This window comes from Streptomyces sp. NPDC000880, from assembly GCF_053599675.1.
This window is the reverse complement of the sequence record NZ_JBSFMS010000144.1, coordinates 1-18,068: the sequence shown is the minus strand read 5'-3', so window position 1 is coordinate 18,068 and position 18,068 is coordinate 1. Positions and strand designations below refer to the sequence as shown.

17 protein-coding genes are annotated in these 18,068 nt (G+C 70.0%); 3 read left to right on the top strand and 14 right to left on the bottom strand.

The features are described 5' to 3' along the window. Window positions 1-42 precede the first annotated feature (42 nt). The 6 genes from hemB to ACWDO5_RS30995 form a co-directional block, all read right to left on the bottom strand. Window positions 43-1,032 (bottom strand): porphobilinogen synthase, encoded by a 990-nt coding sequence (gene hemB, locus ACWDO5_RS31020; RefSeq protein ID WP_450533776.1) that lies wholly within the window; start codon window positions 1,030-1,032, stop codon window positions 43-45. A 107-nt stretch (window positions 1,033-1,139) separates the two neighbouring features. Beyond that, complete coding sequence (locus ACWDO5_RS31015) at window positions 1,140-2,798, bottom strand: uroporphyrinogen-III synthase (RefSeq protein WP_450533775.1); 1,659 nt, start codon at window positions 2,796-2,798, stop codon at window positions 1,140-1,142. Continuing rightward, a complete protein-coding gene (gene hemC, locus ACWDO5_RS31010; RefSeq protein ID WP_450533774.1) occupies window positions 2,795-3,775 on the bottom strand; it encodes a hydroxymethylbilane synthase in 981 nt (326 codons plus the stop codon). The genes ACWDO5_RS31015 and hemC overlap by 4 nt, the downstream gene beginning before the upstream one ends. Beyond that, window positions 3,772-5,628: a glutamyl-tRNA reductase gene (locus ACWDO5_RS31005; RefSeq protein ID WP_450533773.1), complete on the bottom strand. Its 1,857-nt coding sequence runs from the start codon at window positions 5,626-5,628 to the stop codon at window positions 3,772-3,774. Before ACWDO5_RS31005 ends, hemC begins: the two co-directional genes overlap by 4 nt. Then, window positions 5,625-6,353 (bottom strand): redox-sensing transcriptional repressor Rex, encoded by a 729-nt coding sequence (locus ACWDO5_RS31000; protein ID WP_355838669.1) that lies wholly within the window; start codon window positions 6,351-6,353, stop codon window positions 5,625-5,627. Before ACWDO5_RS31000 ends, ACWDO5_RS31005 begins: the two co-directional genes overlap by 4 nt. Before the next feature lie 331 nt (window positions 6,354-6,684). Continuing rightward, window positions 6,685-6,960, bottom strand: a complete 276-nt coding sequence (locus ACWDO5_RS30995) for a glutaredoxin family protein (RefSeq protein WP_450533771.1) — start codon at window positions 6,958-6,960, stop codon at window positions 6,685-6,687. Window positions 6,961-7,108: 148 nt separating this feature from the next. Between ACWDO5_RS30995 and ACWDO5_RS30990 the strand changes: the two genes are divergently transcribed. From ACWDO5_RS30990 to ACWDO5_RS30980, 3 genes are all read left to right on the top strand, one after another. After that, entirely contained in the window at window positions 7,109-8,050 is a 942-nt protein-coding gene (locus tag ACWDO5_RS30990; RefSeq protein ID WP_450533769.1) for an HAD family hydrolase, read from the top strand. Between the two features lie 338 nt (window positions 8,051-8,388). Next, window positions 8,389-9,183, top strand: a complete 795-nt coding sequence (locus ACWDO5_RS30985; RefSeq protein ID WP_450533767.1) for an ECF subfamily RNA polymerase sigma factor, BldN family — start codon at window positions 8,389-8,391, stop codon at window positions 9,181-9,183. Between the two features lie 217 nt (window positions 9,184-9,400). Then, window positions 9,401-10,582 carry a DUF5667 domain-containing protein gene (locus tag ACWDO5_RS30980; protein ID WP_450533766.1) on the top strand — a complete coding sequence of 394 codons (1,182 nt, stop codon included), beginning with the start codon at window positions 9,401-9,403 and terminating at the stop codon, window positions 10,580-10,582. Between the two features lie 202 nt (window positions 10,583-10,784). On the opposite strand, the gene ACWDO5_RS30975 is transcribed toward ACWDO5_RS30980, so the two are convergent. From ACWDO5_RS30975 to ACWDO5_RS30940, 8 genes are all read right to left on the bottom strand, one after another. Continuing rightward, entirely contained in the window at window positions 10,785-11,843 is a 1,059-nt protein-coding gene (locus tag ACWDO5_RS30975; RefSeq protein WP_450533765.1) for a lysophospholipid acyltransferase family protein, read from the bottom strand. A 15-nt stretch (window positions 11,844-11,858) separates the two neighbouring features. Then, entirely contained in the window at window positions 11,859-12,980 is a 1,122-nt protein-coding gene (locus ACWDO5_RS30970) for an NAD-dependent epimerase/dehydratase family protein (RefSeq protein ID WP_450533764.1), read from the bottom strand. 195 nt (window positions 12,981-13,175) lie between these two features. Beyond that, a complete protein-coding gene (locus ACWDO5_RS30965; protein WP_003948845.1) occupies window positions 13,176-13,274 on the bottom strand; it encodes a 30S ribosomal protein bS22 in 99 nt (32 codons plus the stop codon). Window positions 13,275-13,396: 122 nt separating this feature from the next. Then, complete coding sequence (locus tag ACWDO5_RS30960; protein WP_189107799.1) at window positions 13,397-13,609, bottom strand: helix-turn-helix domain-containing protein; 213 nt, start codon at window positions 13,607-13,609, stop codon at window positions 13,397-13,399. A 128-nt stretch (window positions 13,610-13,737) separates the two neighbouring features. After that, on the bottom strand, window positions 13,738-14,553 hold the full coding sequence (locus tag ACWDO5_RS30955; protein ID WP_450533763.1) for a phosphatase: 816 nt from the start codon (window positions 14,551-14,553) through the stop codon (window positions 13,738-13,740). Window positions 14,554-14,910: 357 nt separating this feature from the next. Continuing rightward, window positions 14,911-16,086, bottom strand: a complete 1,176-nt coding sequence (locus ACWDO5_RS30950; protein ID WP_450533762.1) for an acetoin utilization protein AcuC — start codon at window positions 16,084-16,086, stop codon at window positions 14,911-14,913. Beyond that, on the bottom strand, window positions 16,037-17,272 hold the full coding sequence (locus ACWDO5_RS30945; protein WP_450533761.1) for an MFS transporter: 1,236 nt from the start codon (window positions 17,270-17,272) through the stop codon (window positions 16,037-16,039). Before ACWDO5_RS30945 ends, ACWDO5_RS30950 begins: the two co-directional genes overlap by 50 nt. Before the next feature lie 43 nt (window positions 17,273-17,315). Beyond that, window positions 17,316-17,960, bottom strand: a complete 645-nt coding sequence (locus ACWDO5_RS30940) for an HAD family hydrolase (RefSeq protein WP_450533760.1) — start codon at window positions 17,958-17,960, stop codon at window positions 17,316-17,318. Window positions 17,961-18,068 lie beyond the last annotated feature (108 nt).

The following is an 18,068-nucleotide window of genomic DNA, read 5'->3' as shown; positions in this document are numbered from 1 at the left end:
GGGGAGATCGTTCCCCCGGCCCGCAGCCACACCATCAGTGCTTCAGAGCGTGCGCGCGACCTCGGTCGCCCAGTACGTGAGGATCATCTGCGCACCGGCCCGCCGGATCCCGGTCAGGGTCTCCAGGATCGCCTTGTCGCGGTCGATCCAGCCCTTCTCGGCGGCGGCCTCGATCATCGCGTACTCACCGCTGATCTGATACGCGGCGACCGGCACGTCCACCGAGTCCGCGACCTTCGCCAGCACATCCAGATACGGGCCCGCCGGCTTGACCATCACCATGTCGGCGCCCTCTTCCAGGTCCAGCGCCAACTCCCGCAGGGACTCACGGACATTGGCCGGGTCCTGCTGGTACGTCTTGCGGTCACCGCGGAGCGAGGAGCCGACGGCCTCCCGGAACGGCCCGTAGAAGGCGGACGAGTACTTGGCCGTGTAAGCCAGAATCGCCACGTCCTCCTTGCCGATCGTGTCCAGCGCATCGCGGATGACGCCGACCTGGCCGTCCATCATTCCGCTGGGCCCGACGACATGGGCGCCCGCCTCGGCCTGGACCTGGGCCATCTCGGCGTACCGCTCAAGGGTGGCGTCGTTGTCGACGCGCCCCTCGGCATCGAGCACCCCGCAATGCCCATGGTCCGTGTACTCGTCGAGACACAGATCGGACATGATCACGAGCTCGTCCCCGACCTCGGACTTCAAGTCCCGGATCGCGACCTGGAGAATCCCGTCCGGGTCCGTCCCGGCCGTCCCGGCCGCGTCCTTCTTCGCGTCCTCCGGCACCCCGAAGAGCATGATCCCGGCAACGCCCGCCTCCCGCGCCTCGACGGCGGCCTTACGCAGGGTGTCGCGGGTGTGCTGCACAACGCCGGGCATCGCGGAGATGGCGACGGGCTCGCTGATCCCTTCCCGTACGAACGCGGGAAGGATCAGATCGGCGGGGTGGAGCCGGGTCTCCGCAACCATCCGCCGCATCGCGGGGGTCGTGCGCAGCCGCCGCGGCCGCGCGCCGGGAAAGGATCCATACGCAGTCATAGCGGCAACGCTACGCCCGTCGGGAGGGGGCACGTACCGACAGCCCGTCGGCGCGGTGCGGGTGCGCCCGCGGCGCCCCGCACCCCATCGCGCCCCCACCGCCAGGACTACGTCGTGCGTCTGCGCCGGCCCCCCGGCCGACGCTCACTCGGCCGCGTCACATGCTCCCCCGCCTCCACCGCCGCCGCCCGCCGCTGCGCGCCGAACTCCGCCAGCGCCTCCGCCAGCTTGTGCACCGACGGCTCCGGCGACAGCACATCCACTCGCAGGCCGTGCTCCTCCGCGGTCTTCGCGGTCGCGGGACCGATACACGCGATGACGGTCACGTTGTGCGGCTTGCCGGCGATGCCGACGAGATTCCGCACGGTGCTCGACGACGTGAACAGCACCGCGTCGAAGCCACCGCCCTTGATCGCCTCACGCGTGTCCGCCGGCGGCGGCGACGCCCGCACCGTCCGGTACGCGGTGACGTCGTCGACCTCCCACCCGAGCTCGATCAGCCCGGCGACCAGCGTCTCCGTGGCGATATCGGCGCGCGGCAGGAACACCCGGTCGATCGGGTCGAAGACCGGGTCGTACGGCGGCCAGTCCTCAAGCAGCCCCGCCGCGGACTGCTCCCCGCTCGGCACCAGGTCCGGCTTGACGCCGAAGTCGACCAGCGCGGCAGCGGTCTGCTCCCCCACCGCGGCGACCTTGATCCCCGCGAAAGCACGGGCGTCGAGCCCGTACTCCTCGAACTTCTCCCGCACCGCCTTCACGGCGTTCACGCTCGTGAAAGCGATCCACTCGTAGCGGCCCGTCACCAGGCCCTTGACCGCGCGCTCCATCTGCTGCGGCGTGCGCGGAGGTTCGACGGCGATGGTCGGCACCTCGTGCGGCACGGCGCCGTACGAACGCAGCTGGTCGGAGAGCGAAGCCGCCTGCTCCTTGGTCCGCGGTACGAGCACCTTCCAGCCGAACAGCGGCTTGGACTCGAACCACGCGAGCTGGTCGCGCTGGGCAGCGGCACTGCGCTCACCGACCACGGCTATGACGGACTGGTGGCCATCCGGGGACGGCAGCACCTTCGCCTGCTTCAGCGTCTGCGCGATCGTGCCCAGCGTCGCGGTCCACGTCCGCTGGCGCGTCGTCGTACCGGCGACGGTGACGGTCAGCGGGGTGTCCGGCTTACGGCCCGCGGCCACCAGCTCGCCCGCCGCCGCGGCGACCGTCTCCAGCGTCGTGGAGACGACGACCGTGCCGTCGCTCGCGCCGACCTCGGTCCAGCACCGCTCACTCGCGGTACGGGCGTCGACAAAGCGGACGTCCGTACCCTGCGAGTCGCGCAGCGGCACACCGGCGTATGCCGGCACGCCCACCGCGGTGGCGACACCCGGCACGACCTCGAAGGGAATCCCCTCCGCGGCGCACGCGAGCATCTCCTGACCTGCGTCGCTGTCCAGGCCCGGGTCGCCGGTCACCGCACGAACGACCCGCTTGCCGCCCCGCGCGGCCTCCATGACAAGATTGGCCGCATCCCTGAGGACGGGGATCCCGGCAGCTGTTGATGCCTCGTCAACAACCGTCAGTTCAGGCGTGCTTACCCCCGCTCGCGCATGGCTGCGTACCACGTCGAGCACATGCGGCTCGGCGATCAGTACGTCGGAGCGCGCGAGCGCCTCGACGGCGCGCAGTGTCAGCAGTCCGGGGTCGCCGGGTCCGGCGCCGAGGAAAGTGACGTGCCCGTGTGCCGAGAACGTCGAGGATGTATTGGCGGTGGGGCTCAAAGTGCTCGCTCCCCCATAAGACCGGCCGCACCCTTGGCGAGCATCTCGGACGCGAGTTCGCGACCGAGCGCGATGGCGTCGCCGTGCGACGTGGGTACGGGACCGGTGGTGGACAGCTGCACCAGCGTCGAGCCGTCGGTCGTGCCGACGACGCCGCGCAGGCGCATCTCAGTGACAACCTGTCCGTCGGCCAGCAGGTCGGCCAGCGCACCCACAGGTGCGGAGCAGCCGGCCTCCAGGGCGGCGAGCAGGGAACGCTCGGCGGTCACGGCGGCCCGGGTGTCAGGGTCGTCGAGCTCGGCGAGTGCGGCGGCGAGGTCTGTATCCGTCCCGGCGTTGCCGGCGGCACATTCGATCGCCAGGGCCCCCTGGCCGGGGGCGGGCAAGACGAAGTCGACCGACAGGAAGTCGGTGACCTCGTCGGTCCTGCCAAGGCGGTTGAGCCCGGCCGCGGCAAGTACCACGGCGTCCAGCTCCCCGCTGCGTACATATCCGATCCGGGTGTCGACATTGCCGCGGATCGGCACGGTCTCTATGGCCATGCCGTGGCTGCGGGCGTAGGCGTTGAGCTGCGCCATCCTGCGCGGCGAGCCGGTGCCGACGCGCGCGCCGGACGGCAGCTCGGCGAAGGTCAGGCCGTCGCGGGCCACCAGCGCGTCCCGCGGGTCCTCGCGCAGCGGCACGGCCGCGAGCGTCAGGTCGACGGGCTGCCCGGTGGGCAGGTCCTTCAGCGAGTGAACGGCGAAGTCGACGTCACCCCGCAGCAGAGCGTCCCGCAGTGCGGTGACGAAGACCCCCGTACCGCCGATCTGTGCGAGATTCTCACGGGAGGTGTCTCCGTACGTGGTGATCTCGACGAGCTCGACGGCACGGCCGGTCAACTGGCGCACCGCCTGAGCCACTTGCCCGGACTGGGCCATGGCCAGCGCGCTGCGCCTGGTCCCGAGCCTCAGTGGCCTTTCGGCCCTCTCGGTCATACTCGCCCTCGGTTCTTGACATCGGCGTCATTCATGTCGGCCCGGCTGACGGAGGCGACCGTCTCCGGGTCGAGGTCGAAGAGTGTCCGCAGCGCGTCCGCGTACCCGGCGCCGCCGGGCTCGCTGGCGAGCTGCTTCACCCGCACGGTGGGCGCGTGCAGGAGCTTGTCGACGACGCGGCGCACGGTCTGGGTGATCTCGGCGCGCTCCTTGTCGTCCAGGCCGGGAAGACGGCCTTCGAGCCGAGCGACCTCACCGGCGACGACATCGGCGGCCATGGTGCGCAGGGCGACAACGGTCGGCGTGATGTGCGCGGCACGCTGGGCGGCGCCGAAGGCGGCGACTTCGTCGGAGACTATGCCGCGCACCTGGTCCACGTCTGCGGCCATGGGGGCGTCGGCGGAGGCCTCGGCAAGCGACTCGATATCGACGAGCCGCACCCCGGCGAGCCGGTGGACGGCGCCGTCGATGTCCCGCGGCATGGCGAGATCGAGCAACGCGAGCCGCACGTCGGCGGTGCGGGTCACCCGATCGGCCGCTGCGACGACGCTGCGGGCGGCCCGGTCCCCGTTGTCGACCCAGGCCCCGTGCTGCACAAGCGCATCATCGAGCCCAACGGGGCAGGCACCAAGGGGTTCGCCGCCGGCATCGCCGACGACGGTCCCGGCGAAGCCGGACGGGGCACCGAAGGCCGCGCCGCCGAGTCCGGCGCGCTCGGCGTCGGTGCGGCCCGCATCGGACCTGTCCGCGATCCGGGCGTCCGGCCCGGCGAAGCCGGACGAGGCGCCGCCGGCCGCCGAGTCGGTCACGCCGCCGGTGACCGGAGTCCCGGCCTGGCCGGCCTGCGCGGCCGAGTCATCCGCGGCCGTGCCGCCGAACGCACCCGCCGCACCCGTGTCCGCGCCGCCGGACGACGCCGAGCGGTCCGCGATACGCCCATCCCGCGCCGCCATCGCCGCGAGGCGTGCCACCAGGCTGCCGTCCGGGGCGCGCAGGTCGTCCCGCGCCCGGGGGGCGGACGGGACCGCGAGTGCCGCCGCGACCGATTCCGCCGTCAGGACCAGCCCTGTCGCGCCCGTGCACGACACCGCCGCGTCAGCACGGGTCAGCTCGTCGGCAACGGAGGCCATCGGCACCGCGCGCACCGTCATCCCGCCCAGCTCGTTCAGCACCGAGGCCAGCCGCTCCGCGCGCTCCAGCGTCCGGTTGGCGATGACAAGTTCACGCACACCCAGCCGCGCCAGCGTCGTCGCGGCCAGCGAGGACATCGAGCCCGCGCCGATGACCAGCACCCGCTTGCCCGCGGCCCAGCCCTCGACGTCCGCGCCATCCGCCAGCTGCTCCAGGCCGAACGTGACCAGCGACTGCCCCGCCCGGTCGATCCCGGTCTCGCTGTGCGCGCGCTTGCCGACACGCAGCGCCTGCTGGAAGAGGTCGTTGATCAGCCGGCCCGCCGTGTGCAAGTCCTGCCCCAGCGCGAGCGCGTCCTTGATCTGCCCGAGGATCTGCCCCTCGCCGACGACCATGGAGTCGAGCCCGCACGCCACCGAGAAGAGGTGGTGGACGGCCCGGTCCTCGTAGTGCACATAGAGATACGGAGTGAGCTCCTCGAGCCCGACCCCGCTGTGCTGCGCCAGCAGCGTCGACAGCTCGGCGACACCCGCGTGGAACTTGTCCACGTCCGCGTACAGCTCGATGCGGTTGCACGTGGCAAGCACCGCCGCCTCCGCCGCAGGCTCCGCGGCCAGCGTGTCCTGGAGCAGCTTGATCTGCGTGTCCGTGGACAGCGAGGCCCGCTCCAGCACGCTCACCGGCGCACTGCGGTGGCTCAGTCCGACGACCAGAAGGCTCATGCCGGCATCACGGCGGGCATATCCCCGTCCGGTCCCTTCCGGCCTGCGGCGGCCTCGGCCTCCTCGCCGGCCTTCCGCTGCTCGTGGAAGGCGAGGATCTGCAGCTCGATCGAGAGGTCGACCTTGCGCACATCCACGCCGTCGGGCACGGAGAGGACGGTGGGGGCGAAGTTGAGGATGGAGGTGACGCCGGCTGCGATCAGACGTTCGCACACCTGCTGCGCCGCGCCGGCGGGCGTCGAGATGACGCCGATCGACACTCCGTTGTCGCTGATGATCTTTTCGAGCTCGTCGGTGTGCTGGACGGGAATCCCGGCGACCGGCTTCCCGGCCATCGCGGGGTCCGCGTCGATGAGCGCGGCGACCCGGAAGCCACGCGAGGCGAAACCGCCGTAGTTGGCGAGCGCGGCGCCGAGATTACCGATGCCGACGATGACGACCGGCCAGTCCTGGGTCAGGCCCAGCTCGCGGGAGATCTGGTAGACGAGGTATTCCACGTCGTAGCCGACACCCCGCGTCCCGTAGGAGCCGAGGTAGGAGAAGTCTTTGCGCAGCTTCGCGGAGTTGACCCCGGCCGCGGCCGCGAGTTCCTCGGACGAGACCGTGGGCACGGACCGCTCGGACAGCGCGGTCAGGGCGCGCAGGTACAGCGGAAGCCGGGCGACGGTGGCCTCGGGGATTCCTCGGCTACGGGTCGCCGGTCGGTGATTTCGGCCAGTTGCCACGGTGCTCCTGCGGGATGAGCGAGGCTGCAGGCGGTCGTATTTCCAAGGACCGCCCCGTCGAATGCAGGCTATGTCTTTGTGAACGCGTGCACAAAGATAGTGTCCGTTTTGTCCGTGGAAAGTGACCGGGGTCACGCGACTGGGTCGCGCGATCCTGGAACCACGAACCGCACCGGTCCGTTCAAGACCCGACGGGCGCAAAGCCCTACACACTCCTCACGAATACGCCCCCGAGACAGCCCACTGTGCCCTGTCCCCATCGCGTCCCGGTAGAGCCGGGCCCACCGAAGAAATCCCAGCAGAACAGCCACGATGGTGACGAACTTCCGGTTTACGCCCCCAGCGCGCGGCGCAGCCGTCCGGCGTCGACACGCCAGAAGGTGTGCTGCTCCCCGTCGACCAGGACAACCGGAATCTGCTCCCAGTACGCCCGGTGCAGCGCTTCGTCCTGAGTGATGTCCTTCTCCTCCCAGGACGCCCCCGTCTCGGTGCACACCTCCTCGATCACGGCCCGCGCGTCGTCACAGAGGTGACACCCCGGCTTCCCGACCAGCGTCACCACGCGCTCGCGGGCCTTCTTCTTCGTACGCCGCAACACAGGACTCATGCAGCCATTCTCCGCCCATGCCCGCACAGTCCGGCCCCCCAGTCCCGTACGTCCTGAATCGCCCGTTTAACAGACCGGTCGTTGAGAGTTCACGCCATGGCATCCCGGCGGGTCGGGAAGTGCCCAACAGACTGGCTATGCTCACGACATGGCCGCACTGGGATGGCTCACCCCCCGTAGGCGCTCCGCCACCGCGCGGAGCGTGCTCGCAGGCGAGGCAGCAGCCGAGGCAGCGCGCAAGTCGTCGCAGCAACTCGAGGCGCTTGAGGCGCTCGGCGGCACTGCCCCGGCCGGCGAACCGGAGTTCCCCGTCGCCGGGGACGACCGGGCCGCAGCCTTCTTCGACCTCGACAACACCGTGATGCAGGGCGCCGCGATCTTCCACTTCGGCCGCGGCCTTTACAAGCGGAAGTTCTTCCAGCGCCGCGAACTGGCCCGGTTCGCCTGGCAGCAGACGTGGTTCCGGCTCGCCGGCGTCGAGGACCCGGAGCATATGCAGGACGTCCGCGAGTCCGCCCTGTCCATCGTCAAGGGCCACCGCGTCTCCGAGCTGATGAGTATCGGCGAGGAGATCTACGACGAGTACATGGCCGACCGCATCTGGCCCGGCACCCGCGCCCTCGCCCAGGCCCACCTCGACGCGGGTCAGAAGGTCTGGCTGGTGACCGCGGCTCCGGTGGAGACCGCGACGATCATCGCCCGCCGCCTCGGCCTGACCGGTGCGCTGGGCACCGTCGCCGAGTCGATGGACGGGGTGTACACCGGCAAGCTGGTGGGCGAGCCGCTGCACGGCCCCGCCAAGGCCGAGGCCGTGCGCGCGCTGGCCGCCGCCGAGGGCTTGGACCTCAACCGCTGCGCGGCGTACAGCGACTCGCACAACGACATCCCGATGCTTTCGCTGGTGGGGCATCCGTACGCCATCAACCCGGACACCAAGCTCCGCAAGCACGCACGTGCGCTCGAATGGCGGCTGCGTGACTACCGGACCGGCCGTAAGGCCGCCAAGGTCGGCATCCCGGCCGCGGCCGGCGTGGGCGCCATCGCGGGCGGGACGGCCGCCGCGGTCGCCCTGCACCGCCGCCGCCGCTGACCCCTCGACCGACGCCGGGGCGGACGACGCGCCGAGGCCAATCAGGGCCTCTTACCCGGGCAGGCCCCCGGCCAGTCCTGTTGCCGCCGGGCGCGCACAACTAACCGCGCGATAAGACAGATCGTGACGCAATTCGATCAACAAGCGCTCACAAAGTGTTACTTGATGCGTCACAGAGGCGTAAGAGAAGCGACGGAAACGACGATTTAGGCAACTGGGTGTAGTGCTGCCTGTACGAAGCGTTATTCTCCTCAGACGCATCACGGATCCCACCAGTCATCACGACGGGTGAATGATCCCGCACTGCACGTGATGGAAGCTCTGCCTCTGGGAGTCCCGTGTACCCACACGTCGGGGTTGACGCCTCGGGCCTGGCTACGCTGCGCGCAACGGTCCTCGACCACTTGCGCGGCTTCGTCCCCACCGCGTACGCCGTCCCCGCATTCGCCACGCCCCGCCTTGCCGTAAGCGGCCCTGCCGCCCCCTGCTACGCCCTGGCCGACGGCCGTGCGGCCGTCGGCAGACGGGGCGGCCGGGGCAGCTCCGGCGCCTCGACCACCGCCCGCCGGCCCAGCGCCGACAGCGACAGCGCCCGCATGATGGACCTGGTCGAGCGCGCCCAGGCGGGCGAGGCCGACGCTTTCGGCCGTCTCTACGACCAGTACAGCGACACCGTCTACCGCTACATCTACTACCGCGTGGGCGGCAAGGCGACGGCGGAGGACCTCACCAGCGAGACCTTCCTGCGCGCCCTGCGCCGTATCTCCACCTTCACCTGGCAGGGCCGCGACTTCGGCGCCTGGCTGGTCACGATCGCCCGCAATCTTGTGGCCGACCACTTCAAGTCCAGCCGATTCCGGCTGGAAGTGACCACCGGCGAAATGCTCGACGCCAACGAGGTCGAGCGCAGCCCCGAAGACTCCGTCCTGGAATCCCTGTCGAACGCCGCGCTGCTGGAAGCGGTCCGCAAGCTCAACCCTCAGCAGCAGGAGTGCGTGACTCTGCGCTTCCTGCAGGGCCTCTCGGTCGCCGAGACGGCCAGGGTGATGGGCAAGAACGAGGGCGCGATCAAGACCCTCCAGTACCGGGCGGTGCGTACCCTGGCCCGGCTCCTGCCCGACGACGCCCGCTGACTCCTCAACTCACTATCGGTGACGCCTCGATGACGCACTGGTCCGATCATCTTTCGCGCGTAACCCAAGTGCCGCGACGCTCGTTGTGCGGGATGCAGGCTCCCTGTGGTCACGCCATGCCCGCAGCCACTCACTCGATCGGGTGGATGTGCTCAAGGTGTGCAACCTTCTGGACCCCCAGGGGAGTCGATCGTCATGACGAGAGGAGGTGCCGCCAGTGATCGGACATGTTTCGGCGCACCGGCGGGCGAACGCCTTCGCCCAGGCCTTGGAAGACCAGGCGGCCGAGCAGCCCGCCGAGTCGGTCGAACCGACCGAGCACGGACGGCTGTTGGCTCTGGCGCACGGTCTCGGCGAGCTGCCGAAACCGGAGCTGGACCCCGAGGTCAAAGTGGTGCAGCGAGCACAGCTCGTGGCTGCCATGGCAGAGATGTTCGCCTCGGGAGGTGCGTCCGCGGGCTCTACGGTGCCCGGGCAGCGGACCACCGGCCGAGGCGCCCATCGGGCCTCCCCGCTCCGGAAATTGCGCCCACGCTCGCGCTGGTCGAAGGGGATCGCCGCCGGCGGTCTCACGGTCGGCGTCGCCGCGGGTGCCTTCAGCGGAGTGGCTGCCGCCAGTTCCGACGCCCTGCCAGGTGACTCGCTGTACGGGCTGAAGCGTGGCATGGAAGATTTCAAGCTCGGCATGGCGGACGACGACTCCGACCGCGGCGGGCTCTACCTCGACCAGGCATCCAACCGCCTCAGCGAGGCCCGCCGCCTCATGGAGCGCGGCCGGGCGGGCAACATGGACCACGAGTCCCTCGGCGAGGTCCGCCGCGCGCTCAACGGCATGCGGCACGACGCCAGCGAGGGACACCGCCTGCTGAGCGCGGCGTACGAACGAGACGGCTCGCTCGGCCCGATGGCGACGCTCAATTCGTTCTCCCGGTCCCACCGCGACGCGTGGAACGGGCTCCGCGACCGGCTGCCGGTCCAGCTGACCGACGTCGGCGACGAGGTGAACTCCGTCTTCGACGCCATAGACCAGGAGGTCGGCCCGCTGGAGTCGCTGCTGCCCCGGCCCCCGGAGAAGGGCCGCGGCTCCCAGCAGCCCGGCTCGGCCACACAGGACTCCAGCCGGACCTCGGGCCCTGGGTTTACGACACCGTCCGCACCCGGCACCGGCGATGGCAGCCCCGGCGAGGCCGGACGGCCGCGGCCGTCCGGTTCGGGCACCACGGCGGACGAGGGCCTGCTCGGCGGGAACACGGGCGGCCTGTTCGACCCCCCGGCGAACGGCGCGTCACCGTACCCGTCCGGCAAGAACTCCACGCCGCCGCAGCCGGATGTCACGATCCCGCCGCTGCTGCCGGGGATCCTGCCGGGTCTTGGCTTCGACAGCGAGGACGAGCAGTAGGTCGGTGCGGGTGTACGGGTGAGGGCGGCTGCTCCCGAAAAGAGCAGCCGCCCTCACCCATGTCTCAGAAGAACACCGACCGGCGCTGCGCCCAGCAACTTGGCCCCTCTTGCCCGCCGCCCTCGCACCGCTTCGCGGGCTTGGGCGGCTGCGCCGGGCTCCGTCCGTCGGGCACCGCACCGCGGCCCCGCGACCCGTACCGTCAGAAGAACACCGACCGGCGCTGCACCAGCAACTTGTACAGAGTGTGCTGGATCTGCTCCCGCACCTGATCCGTCAGGTTGAACATCAGCATCGGATCCTCCGCCGCCTCCGGCGGATACCCGTCCGTCGGGATCGGCTCGCCGAACTGGATCGTCCACTTCGTCGGCAGCGGCACCGCGCCCAGCGGCCCAAGCCACGGGAACGTCGGCGTGATCGGGAAGTACGGGAAGCCCAGCAGCCGCGCGAGCGTCTTCGCGTTGCCGATCATCGGGTAGATCTCCTCCGCTCCGACGATCGAGCACGGCACAATCGGCGCCCCCGCTCGTAGCGCCGTGGACACAAAGCCGCCGCGCCCGAACCGCTGAAGCTTGTAGCGCTCGCTGAACGGCTTGCCGATGCCCTTGAAGCCCTCCGGCATCACCCCGACGACCTCGCCGCGCTGCAGCAGACGTTCCGCGTCCTCCGTGCACGCCAGGGTGTGACCGGCCTTGCGGGCCAGCTCGTTGACCACCGGCAGCATGAAGACCAAGTCCGCGGCGAGCAGCCGTAGATGACGGCCCGCCGGATGGTTGTCGTGGACGGCGACCTGCATCATCAGCCCGTCCAGCGGCAGCGTCCCCGAGTGGTTGGACACCACCAGCGCCCCGCCGTCGGACGGGATGTTCTCGATGCCCTTCACTTCGACCCGGAAGTACTTCTCGTACAGCGGCCGGACCATCGACATCAGGACCTGGTCGGTGAGCTGCTTGTCGTAACCGAACTCGTCGACCTCATAGTCACCGGTGACCCGCCGGCGCAGGAACGCGAGACCGCCCGCGATCCGCCGCTCCCAGCCGGCGCTCCCGTCCACCCGCTCCTGGCCCGCCGGGGGTTCCTGGCCGATCGATTCGGCGGCCCGCACCACCCCCTGCGCAGGCACGGGGCTGACCGCAACCTCGCGTACCGCCGCGGGCTCGGCCTTCCGGTGGCCGCCCCCCGCAGGGCGCCGCCGCGCCGATCGCTGCGCGCTGCCGCGCGAACGGTCGTCGTCGAACGGAATGACCTTGGCGTCCGCCATCGTTGGCTGCGCTCCTTATTCGGCGTCGCTCTGAGTCGTCTTGGTGGTCTGGGTGGTCTGGGAGGTGTCAGCCATATGCCTGGTTGTCGTACGCGAACGCGCACCGCCCGCGAACGGCAGCGCCGCCGCCACCTGGTCCACCGCCCTCGCGAGGTTCTCCGGTGGCAGCAGCCCCGGACCCCGGCTGCGGGCGAAGTCCGCGAAGGTCTCCGCGGTCGTGTACTTCGGGTCGAAGCCCAGTGTCTCGCGCATCTGCGATGTGCTCACCACCCGGCCATGCGTGAGCAGCCGGATCTGCTCGGGCGAGAAGTCCGTGATGCCGACCGTACGCAGCGCGGAGCCGACCCAGGTGACGGCGGGCAACAGCACCGGCATCGTCGGCCGCCCCAGCCGCCGTGAGCACTGCGAGAGCAGCAGCACGCCATCGCCCGCGACATTGAACGTGCCGCTGTTGAGCGTCCCGCGCCGCGGCTCGTGCAGGGCGATCCGCAGCACGTCGATCACGTCATCCTCATGGACGAACTGCAGCCGCGGGTCGTAGCCGAAGACGGTCGGCATGACGGGCAGCGAGAAGAACTCGGCAAGCGGGGAGTCCGCGCAGGGACCGAGAATGTTCGCGAAGCGCAGCACGCACACCGCGACGTCGGGCCGCCGCCGGGCGAAGCCGCGTACGTACCCCTCGACCTCCACCGCGTCCTTCGCGAAGCCGCCGCTCGGCAGGGACTTGGGCGGGGTGGTCTCGGTGAAGACTGCGGGGTCGCGGGGCGCGGATCCGTACACGCTCGTACTGGACTTGATCACCAGCCGCTTGACGGTCGGCGACTTCTGGCAGGCGCCGAGCAGTTGCATGGTGCCGATGACATTGGTCTCCTTGACCGTCGTACGGCCGCCGGCGCCGAGCGGCGTTCCCGTGACGTCCATGTGCACGACGGTGTCGACGGCATACTCGGCCAGTACCCGCGCTATCGCGGGCTGGCGGATGTCCGCGCGGACGAAGTCGGCCCCGCCCAGATGATGCTGGGGCCCCACCGCGTCGACGCCGATCACCCGGTCCACCTCGGGATCCCGCTGGATGCGCCGTACGAGACGGCCTCCGAGCTGCCGGGCCACTCCGGTGACGAGCACGACCTTCCCCAAGACCAGCGCCTTCCCATAGGTCCGCCTAGGTCCACCTTTACGCGTCACCGTAGCGGTTCGGTGTTGCGCTGTGATGACCGCGCGACGCACTTTCGCCGGCGTCGCGGAAATGGAGGCAAAATATGTCGCTACAACCCACCGCGGCCCACCCACCGGGCTGGTGGAAGGGCCGCGGCGACACGTACAGCCTGTCGCTTACTTCTTGTTACGACGCTGAACGCGGGTGCGCTTGAGCAGCTTGCGGTGCTTCTTCTTCGCCATCCGCTTGCGCCGCTTCTTGATAACAGAGCCCACGACTACCCTCGCTCACTTCTCTTCACTCGGTGCGGGGCGTCTGGGCCCACACGACCTACGTCGGCCTAGCCTACCTGCCGCCGAGTGAGGGACGTAATCCGAGGGGAAACGACCGGCTCCGGCTACGCGGATTCCACCCCCACGAAGGATTCGCGGAGGTACTCGTGAACTGCTTGCTCCGGAACCCGGAAGGACCTGCCCACCCGGATCGCCGGCAGATGACCGCTGTGCACCAAGCGGTACACGGTCATCTTCGACACTCGCATGACCGAGGCAACTTCCGCCACGGTAAGGAACTTGACCTCGTTGAGAGGCCTCTCGCTGGCAGCAGCCATGACCCACCTGTACCTTCCGCACACGACGCACACCGGCTTCCCCTCCGGTGACTCTTCGTCGCTGTGCGCTCACTCCCCAGACTAGGGGCGGGTGATGCGAGTGGGGAAGAGGAGTAACCATCGGCCGCCTACTGTGACAGACACGCTCGATTGAGTACATAGCGAGTAAGCGGCCGGTAGTAATCAGACCGCACAGCGTCATCAAGCGGAACGACTACGGACACCTGCCCCTCGGCCTCACCGACGAACAGCGCGGGATCGTCCGTATCGGCCAGGCCGATGGCCTCAATCCCCAGCTGACCTGCCCCGCAGACCCAGCCATGGTCTCCGACGACCAGCTCGGGCAGCGGCCCGCCGCACTCCGCGACGCTCTCCAGCGCGGCCCGAACCGGCAGCGGTGAGTGGGTGTGGGCGCCGGCCCCACCACCGGTCCCCCGTGCGCCGGGTTCCCGCACCAGCGCAACTCCTCGTGCGTATTCGAGGTTGTACGTGCGTACGCCGAACCGGGTCGTTATGTCGACACATCGCCCCTGCGCGGGTGTGAGTACGAGGCACCCTGCCGCCGACAAAGCGTCTGCCAGCCCGGCGTAGAACTCGAGCAGGCGATGCGGATGCCCGGTCCCGAACAGCACGGCACCGCGCCGCGCGGCCACCTCCCCAAGCCGCTCGGCAAACGCAACGAGCCCGCTCAACGTCCGCTCCGGGTCAATGACATCGGGCCCGCCGGTGTGGTGGGGGTCGTCCGAAACCCCGCACTTGTCGGCCATCAGCGCGATCAGATCCCGCTCGCCCCAGTCCCATTCGGGATCGAGCCCGAGCGTGACGCGGGGATCCCTGGCGGCGAAGAGCCGATAACTGCGCAGACTCTCCTCCCGCGACGTGGCCACGGGCCCGGCCAACCGAGCAGCCAGGAGATGCGCACGCAACGCTCCGGTACTCAACACGCTGCTGATGGTCCCGCACGGCTGTGACCGGGCGGGCCAAAAGGCGAGATACGCCGCACAGTTGGCGTAACGGGGCTGGGTGGGCAGCGGGAGGGGGCGAATGTCCTGGGTACCGGGGCGGTGTGCCCGCGGCGCGAAGCAGCCGCGCACCGTCAGGGGGTCGGGATACCCGGTACCCCCACATCTCAAGGGCGGGCGGGTGGGGTCAACACCCGGGGTCCGGGGCGGAGCCCCTGTTCGGGAAGGGGCGGGGTGGGGAAACGCCCCGCGCAGCGGCACCCGCCCCCACCGCGAACGCCCGCACCGCGCAAACGCCGGCACCCAGGACCCGCCCCGCGGACCCCCGCCCCGCACCCCCTACGCCAACAACCCCCGCAACGGAAACACCGCCCGCCGCGTAGCCAACACCGCCTGATCAACCCGATCCGCCGGGTCGTACCCCTCCTCCCACCCCCGCCACACCGGCTCCCGCCCATCCGTCATCCGCCCGGGCGCGACCCCCCGCGTCCGCGCATACACCTCATCCCGCCACGACGACGGAATGACCGACTCCGGCTCCACCGGCGCATGCCCCGCGATCCCCACCAAGTGCGTCCACGACCGCGGCACCACATCCACCACCGCGTACCCGCCGCCCCCCAGGGCAACCCAGCGCCCCCCGTCCGCGTACTCATGCGCCAACGAGTGACAAGAGGCCTGCACCGTCCGCTGCGCATCCAACGACACCGCCAAATGTGCCAGCGGATCCTCGAAGTGCGTATCGGCCCCGTGTTGCGTCACCAGCACCTGCGGCCGGAAGTCCGCCAACAACTCCGGCACCACCGCGTGAAACGCCCGCAGCCACCCCTCGTCCCCAGTCCCCGCCGGCAGCGCCAGATTCACCGCGCTGCCCTCACTCGCTCCCGGCGCCCCCGTCTCCTCCGGCCATCCCGTCCCCGGGAAGAGCGTTCGCGGATGCTCGTGCAGCGACACCGTCAGCACCCGCGGGTCGTCCCAGAACGTCGCCTGCACCCCATCGCCGTGATGCACATCGACATCCACATACGCGACCCGCTCCGCCCCCAGCTCCAGCAGCCGGGCAATGGCCAGCGACGCGTCGTTGTAGATGCAGAACCCTGACGCCGAACCCGGCATCGCATGATGCAGCCCGCCCGCGAAGTTCACCGCATGCGGCGCCTCCCCGCGCCACACCGCCTCCGCCGCCCCCACCGACTGCCCCGCGATCAGCGCCGACGCCTCATGCATCCCCACGAACGCCGGGTCGTCAAGCGTCCCCAGCCCGTACGCCTGGTCCGCCGCCCGCGGATCCACCGACGCCGCCCGCACCGCCGCCACGTAGTCCTCGCGGTGTACGAGCCGGAGCGTCGAGTCCCCGGCCGGCTTCGCGGCCACCACATCCACCGCACGATCAAGCCCGTACGCCCGCACCAACTCCATGGTCAGCGCAAGCCGCACCGGATCCATCGGATGGCCGTTCCCGAAGTCATACTTCGTTACCGCCTCGTCCCACATCAACAACCCGCGGCCGCTCATGCCCGACACCGTATCCGGCCGGTTCAACACTGAACGACCCGGCATACCGCAACGTCACCAGCACCAACACCATCGGCACGACCATCGCCCAGCGATAGCTCCACGCATCCCCGAGCGCCCCCACCAACGGCGAACCGATCAGAAACCCCACATAGTTGAAGATATTCAGCCGCGCAACTGCCGCATCACTCGCCCCGGGACCGCCGCTCTCCACAGCCCGCCGCCCCGCCGCCGCGAACGTCTGCGGCACGATCACACACAGCCCGAGCCCCAGCATCGTGAACCCGAGAATCCCCACCCAGGCCCCCGGTGCCACGGCCACCACGCCGAACCCGGCCGCCGCGAGCACGGTCCCGCACCGCACAACCGCCACCGCCCCGAACCGCCGCACCCCAAGATCCCCGACGGCCCGCCCGAGCAGCGTCGTGACCATATAGGCGTTGTACGGGACGGTCGCGAGCTCCTCCGAGCTCCCCAGCACGTCCTGCAGATACTTCGCGCTCCAATTCGAGACGGTCGAGTCCCCGATGTACGCGAAGGTCATGACCAGACACAGCGGCAGCAACAGCTTGAAGGCAACCCCCTGCCCCTCCGGGGCCCCTTCCCGCGCCGCTTCCCCACCTCGCTCCCCGTCCGCGTACCACCGGCTCCCGACCAGCGCCGCCGGCAACAGCACGCCGGCCACCGGCAGATACGACACGAGCAGCGACAGGTCCCAGTGCGCCCCGACCCACGCGAGCGAGGCCCCGGCGATCCCACCCAGGCTGTACGCCGCATGGAAGCCGAGCATGATGCTCCGCCCGTACGCCCGCTGCAGGCTCACCCCGAGCATGTTCATGGACGCATCCAGCGCCCCCACCGCCAGCCCGAATACGCCCAGCGCGAGCGCCACTTGCCATATTTCACTCCCGGCCGCGACCCCGAGCAGCGCCAGCACCACGAGCGGCTGGGACCACCGCAGGACGAGGCTCGGCGCGACCCGCCTCACCAGCCGCTCGGTGACCACACTCGCCACCCCGGCGAGTACGGGCACGGCCGCCAGAAACGCGGGCAGCAGCCCGTCGGATATCCCGTACCGCTCCTGGATGGCGGGGATACGCGTCACGAGCAGCGCGAAGGCCACTCCCTGCGCGAAGAAGCTCAACGCCAAGGTGGCCCGACCATGCCGCAACCGCGCATCTGTCATGGCCGCACAGCGTAGGGCGCTCAAATACCCATGGGTAGATAGATCACGCAAGCAATGCGGGCAACTCCGCCATCGCCCCGAAGTACCCCTTGGCCCCGTCCAGCTTCCCGGCCGCCGTCATCGCCGTGAACCCGTACACATCCATCCCGGCCGCCCTGGCCGCCGCCACCCCGAGGGGACTGTCCTCCACAACCACACACCGCTCCGGTACGACGCCCATGCGCTCGGCAGCATGCAGAAACAGATCCGGCGCCGGCTTGCCCCGCCCCACATCCTGCGCACTGAAGACCGTCCCGTCCTCGAACCACCGATCAAGACCGGTCTTTCGGTGCCCGACCCGGATCCGCGCATGACTCCCGGACGACGCGACACAGTACGACACCCCGTCCGCGGCCAGCTTCTCCAGTACGTCCGTCACGCCGTCCACGGCGACCAACTCCCGCTCGAAGGCGGCGAAGACGCGAGCATGCAGAGTGTCGTCGAAGTCCACGGGCAACGGCTGCCCGGTCCGCTCCTTCACCAGATCGTGCACCCGGTGCACAGCGGCCCCCATGTAGTCACGAATGGACTCTTCGTACGAGGTGGGGTGCCCGAGCTCGGTGAGGTAGCCGGCCAGGATGGTGTTGGAGATGGGCTCGCTGTCGACGAGCACACCGTCGTTGTCGAAGATCACAAGGTCGTAGCGCATGACTTGGACCCTAAACGCAGAAAAGCCCCGCACCAAAATGGTGCGGGGCTCTCCCACAAAGATTGTTCGGCGGCGTCCTACTCTCCCACAGGGTCCCCCCTGCAGTAC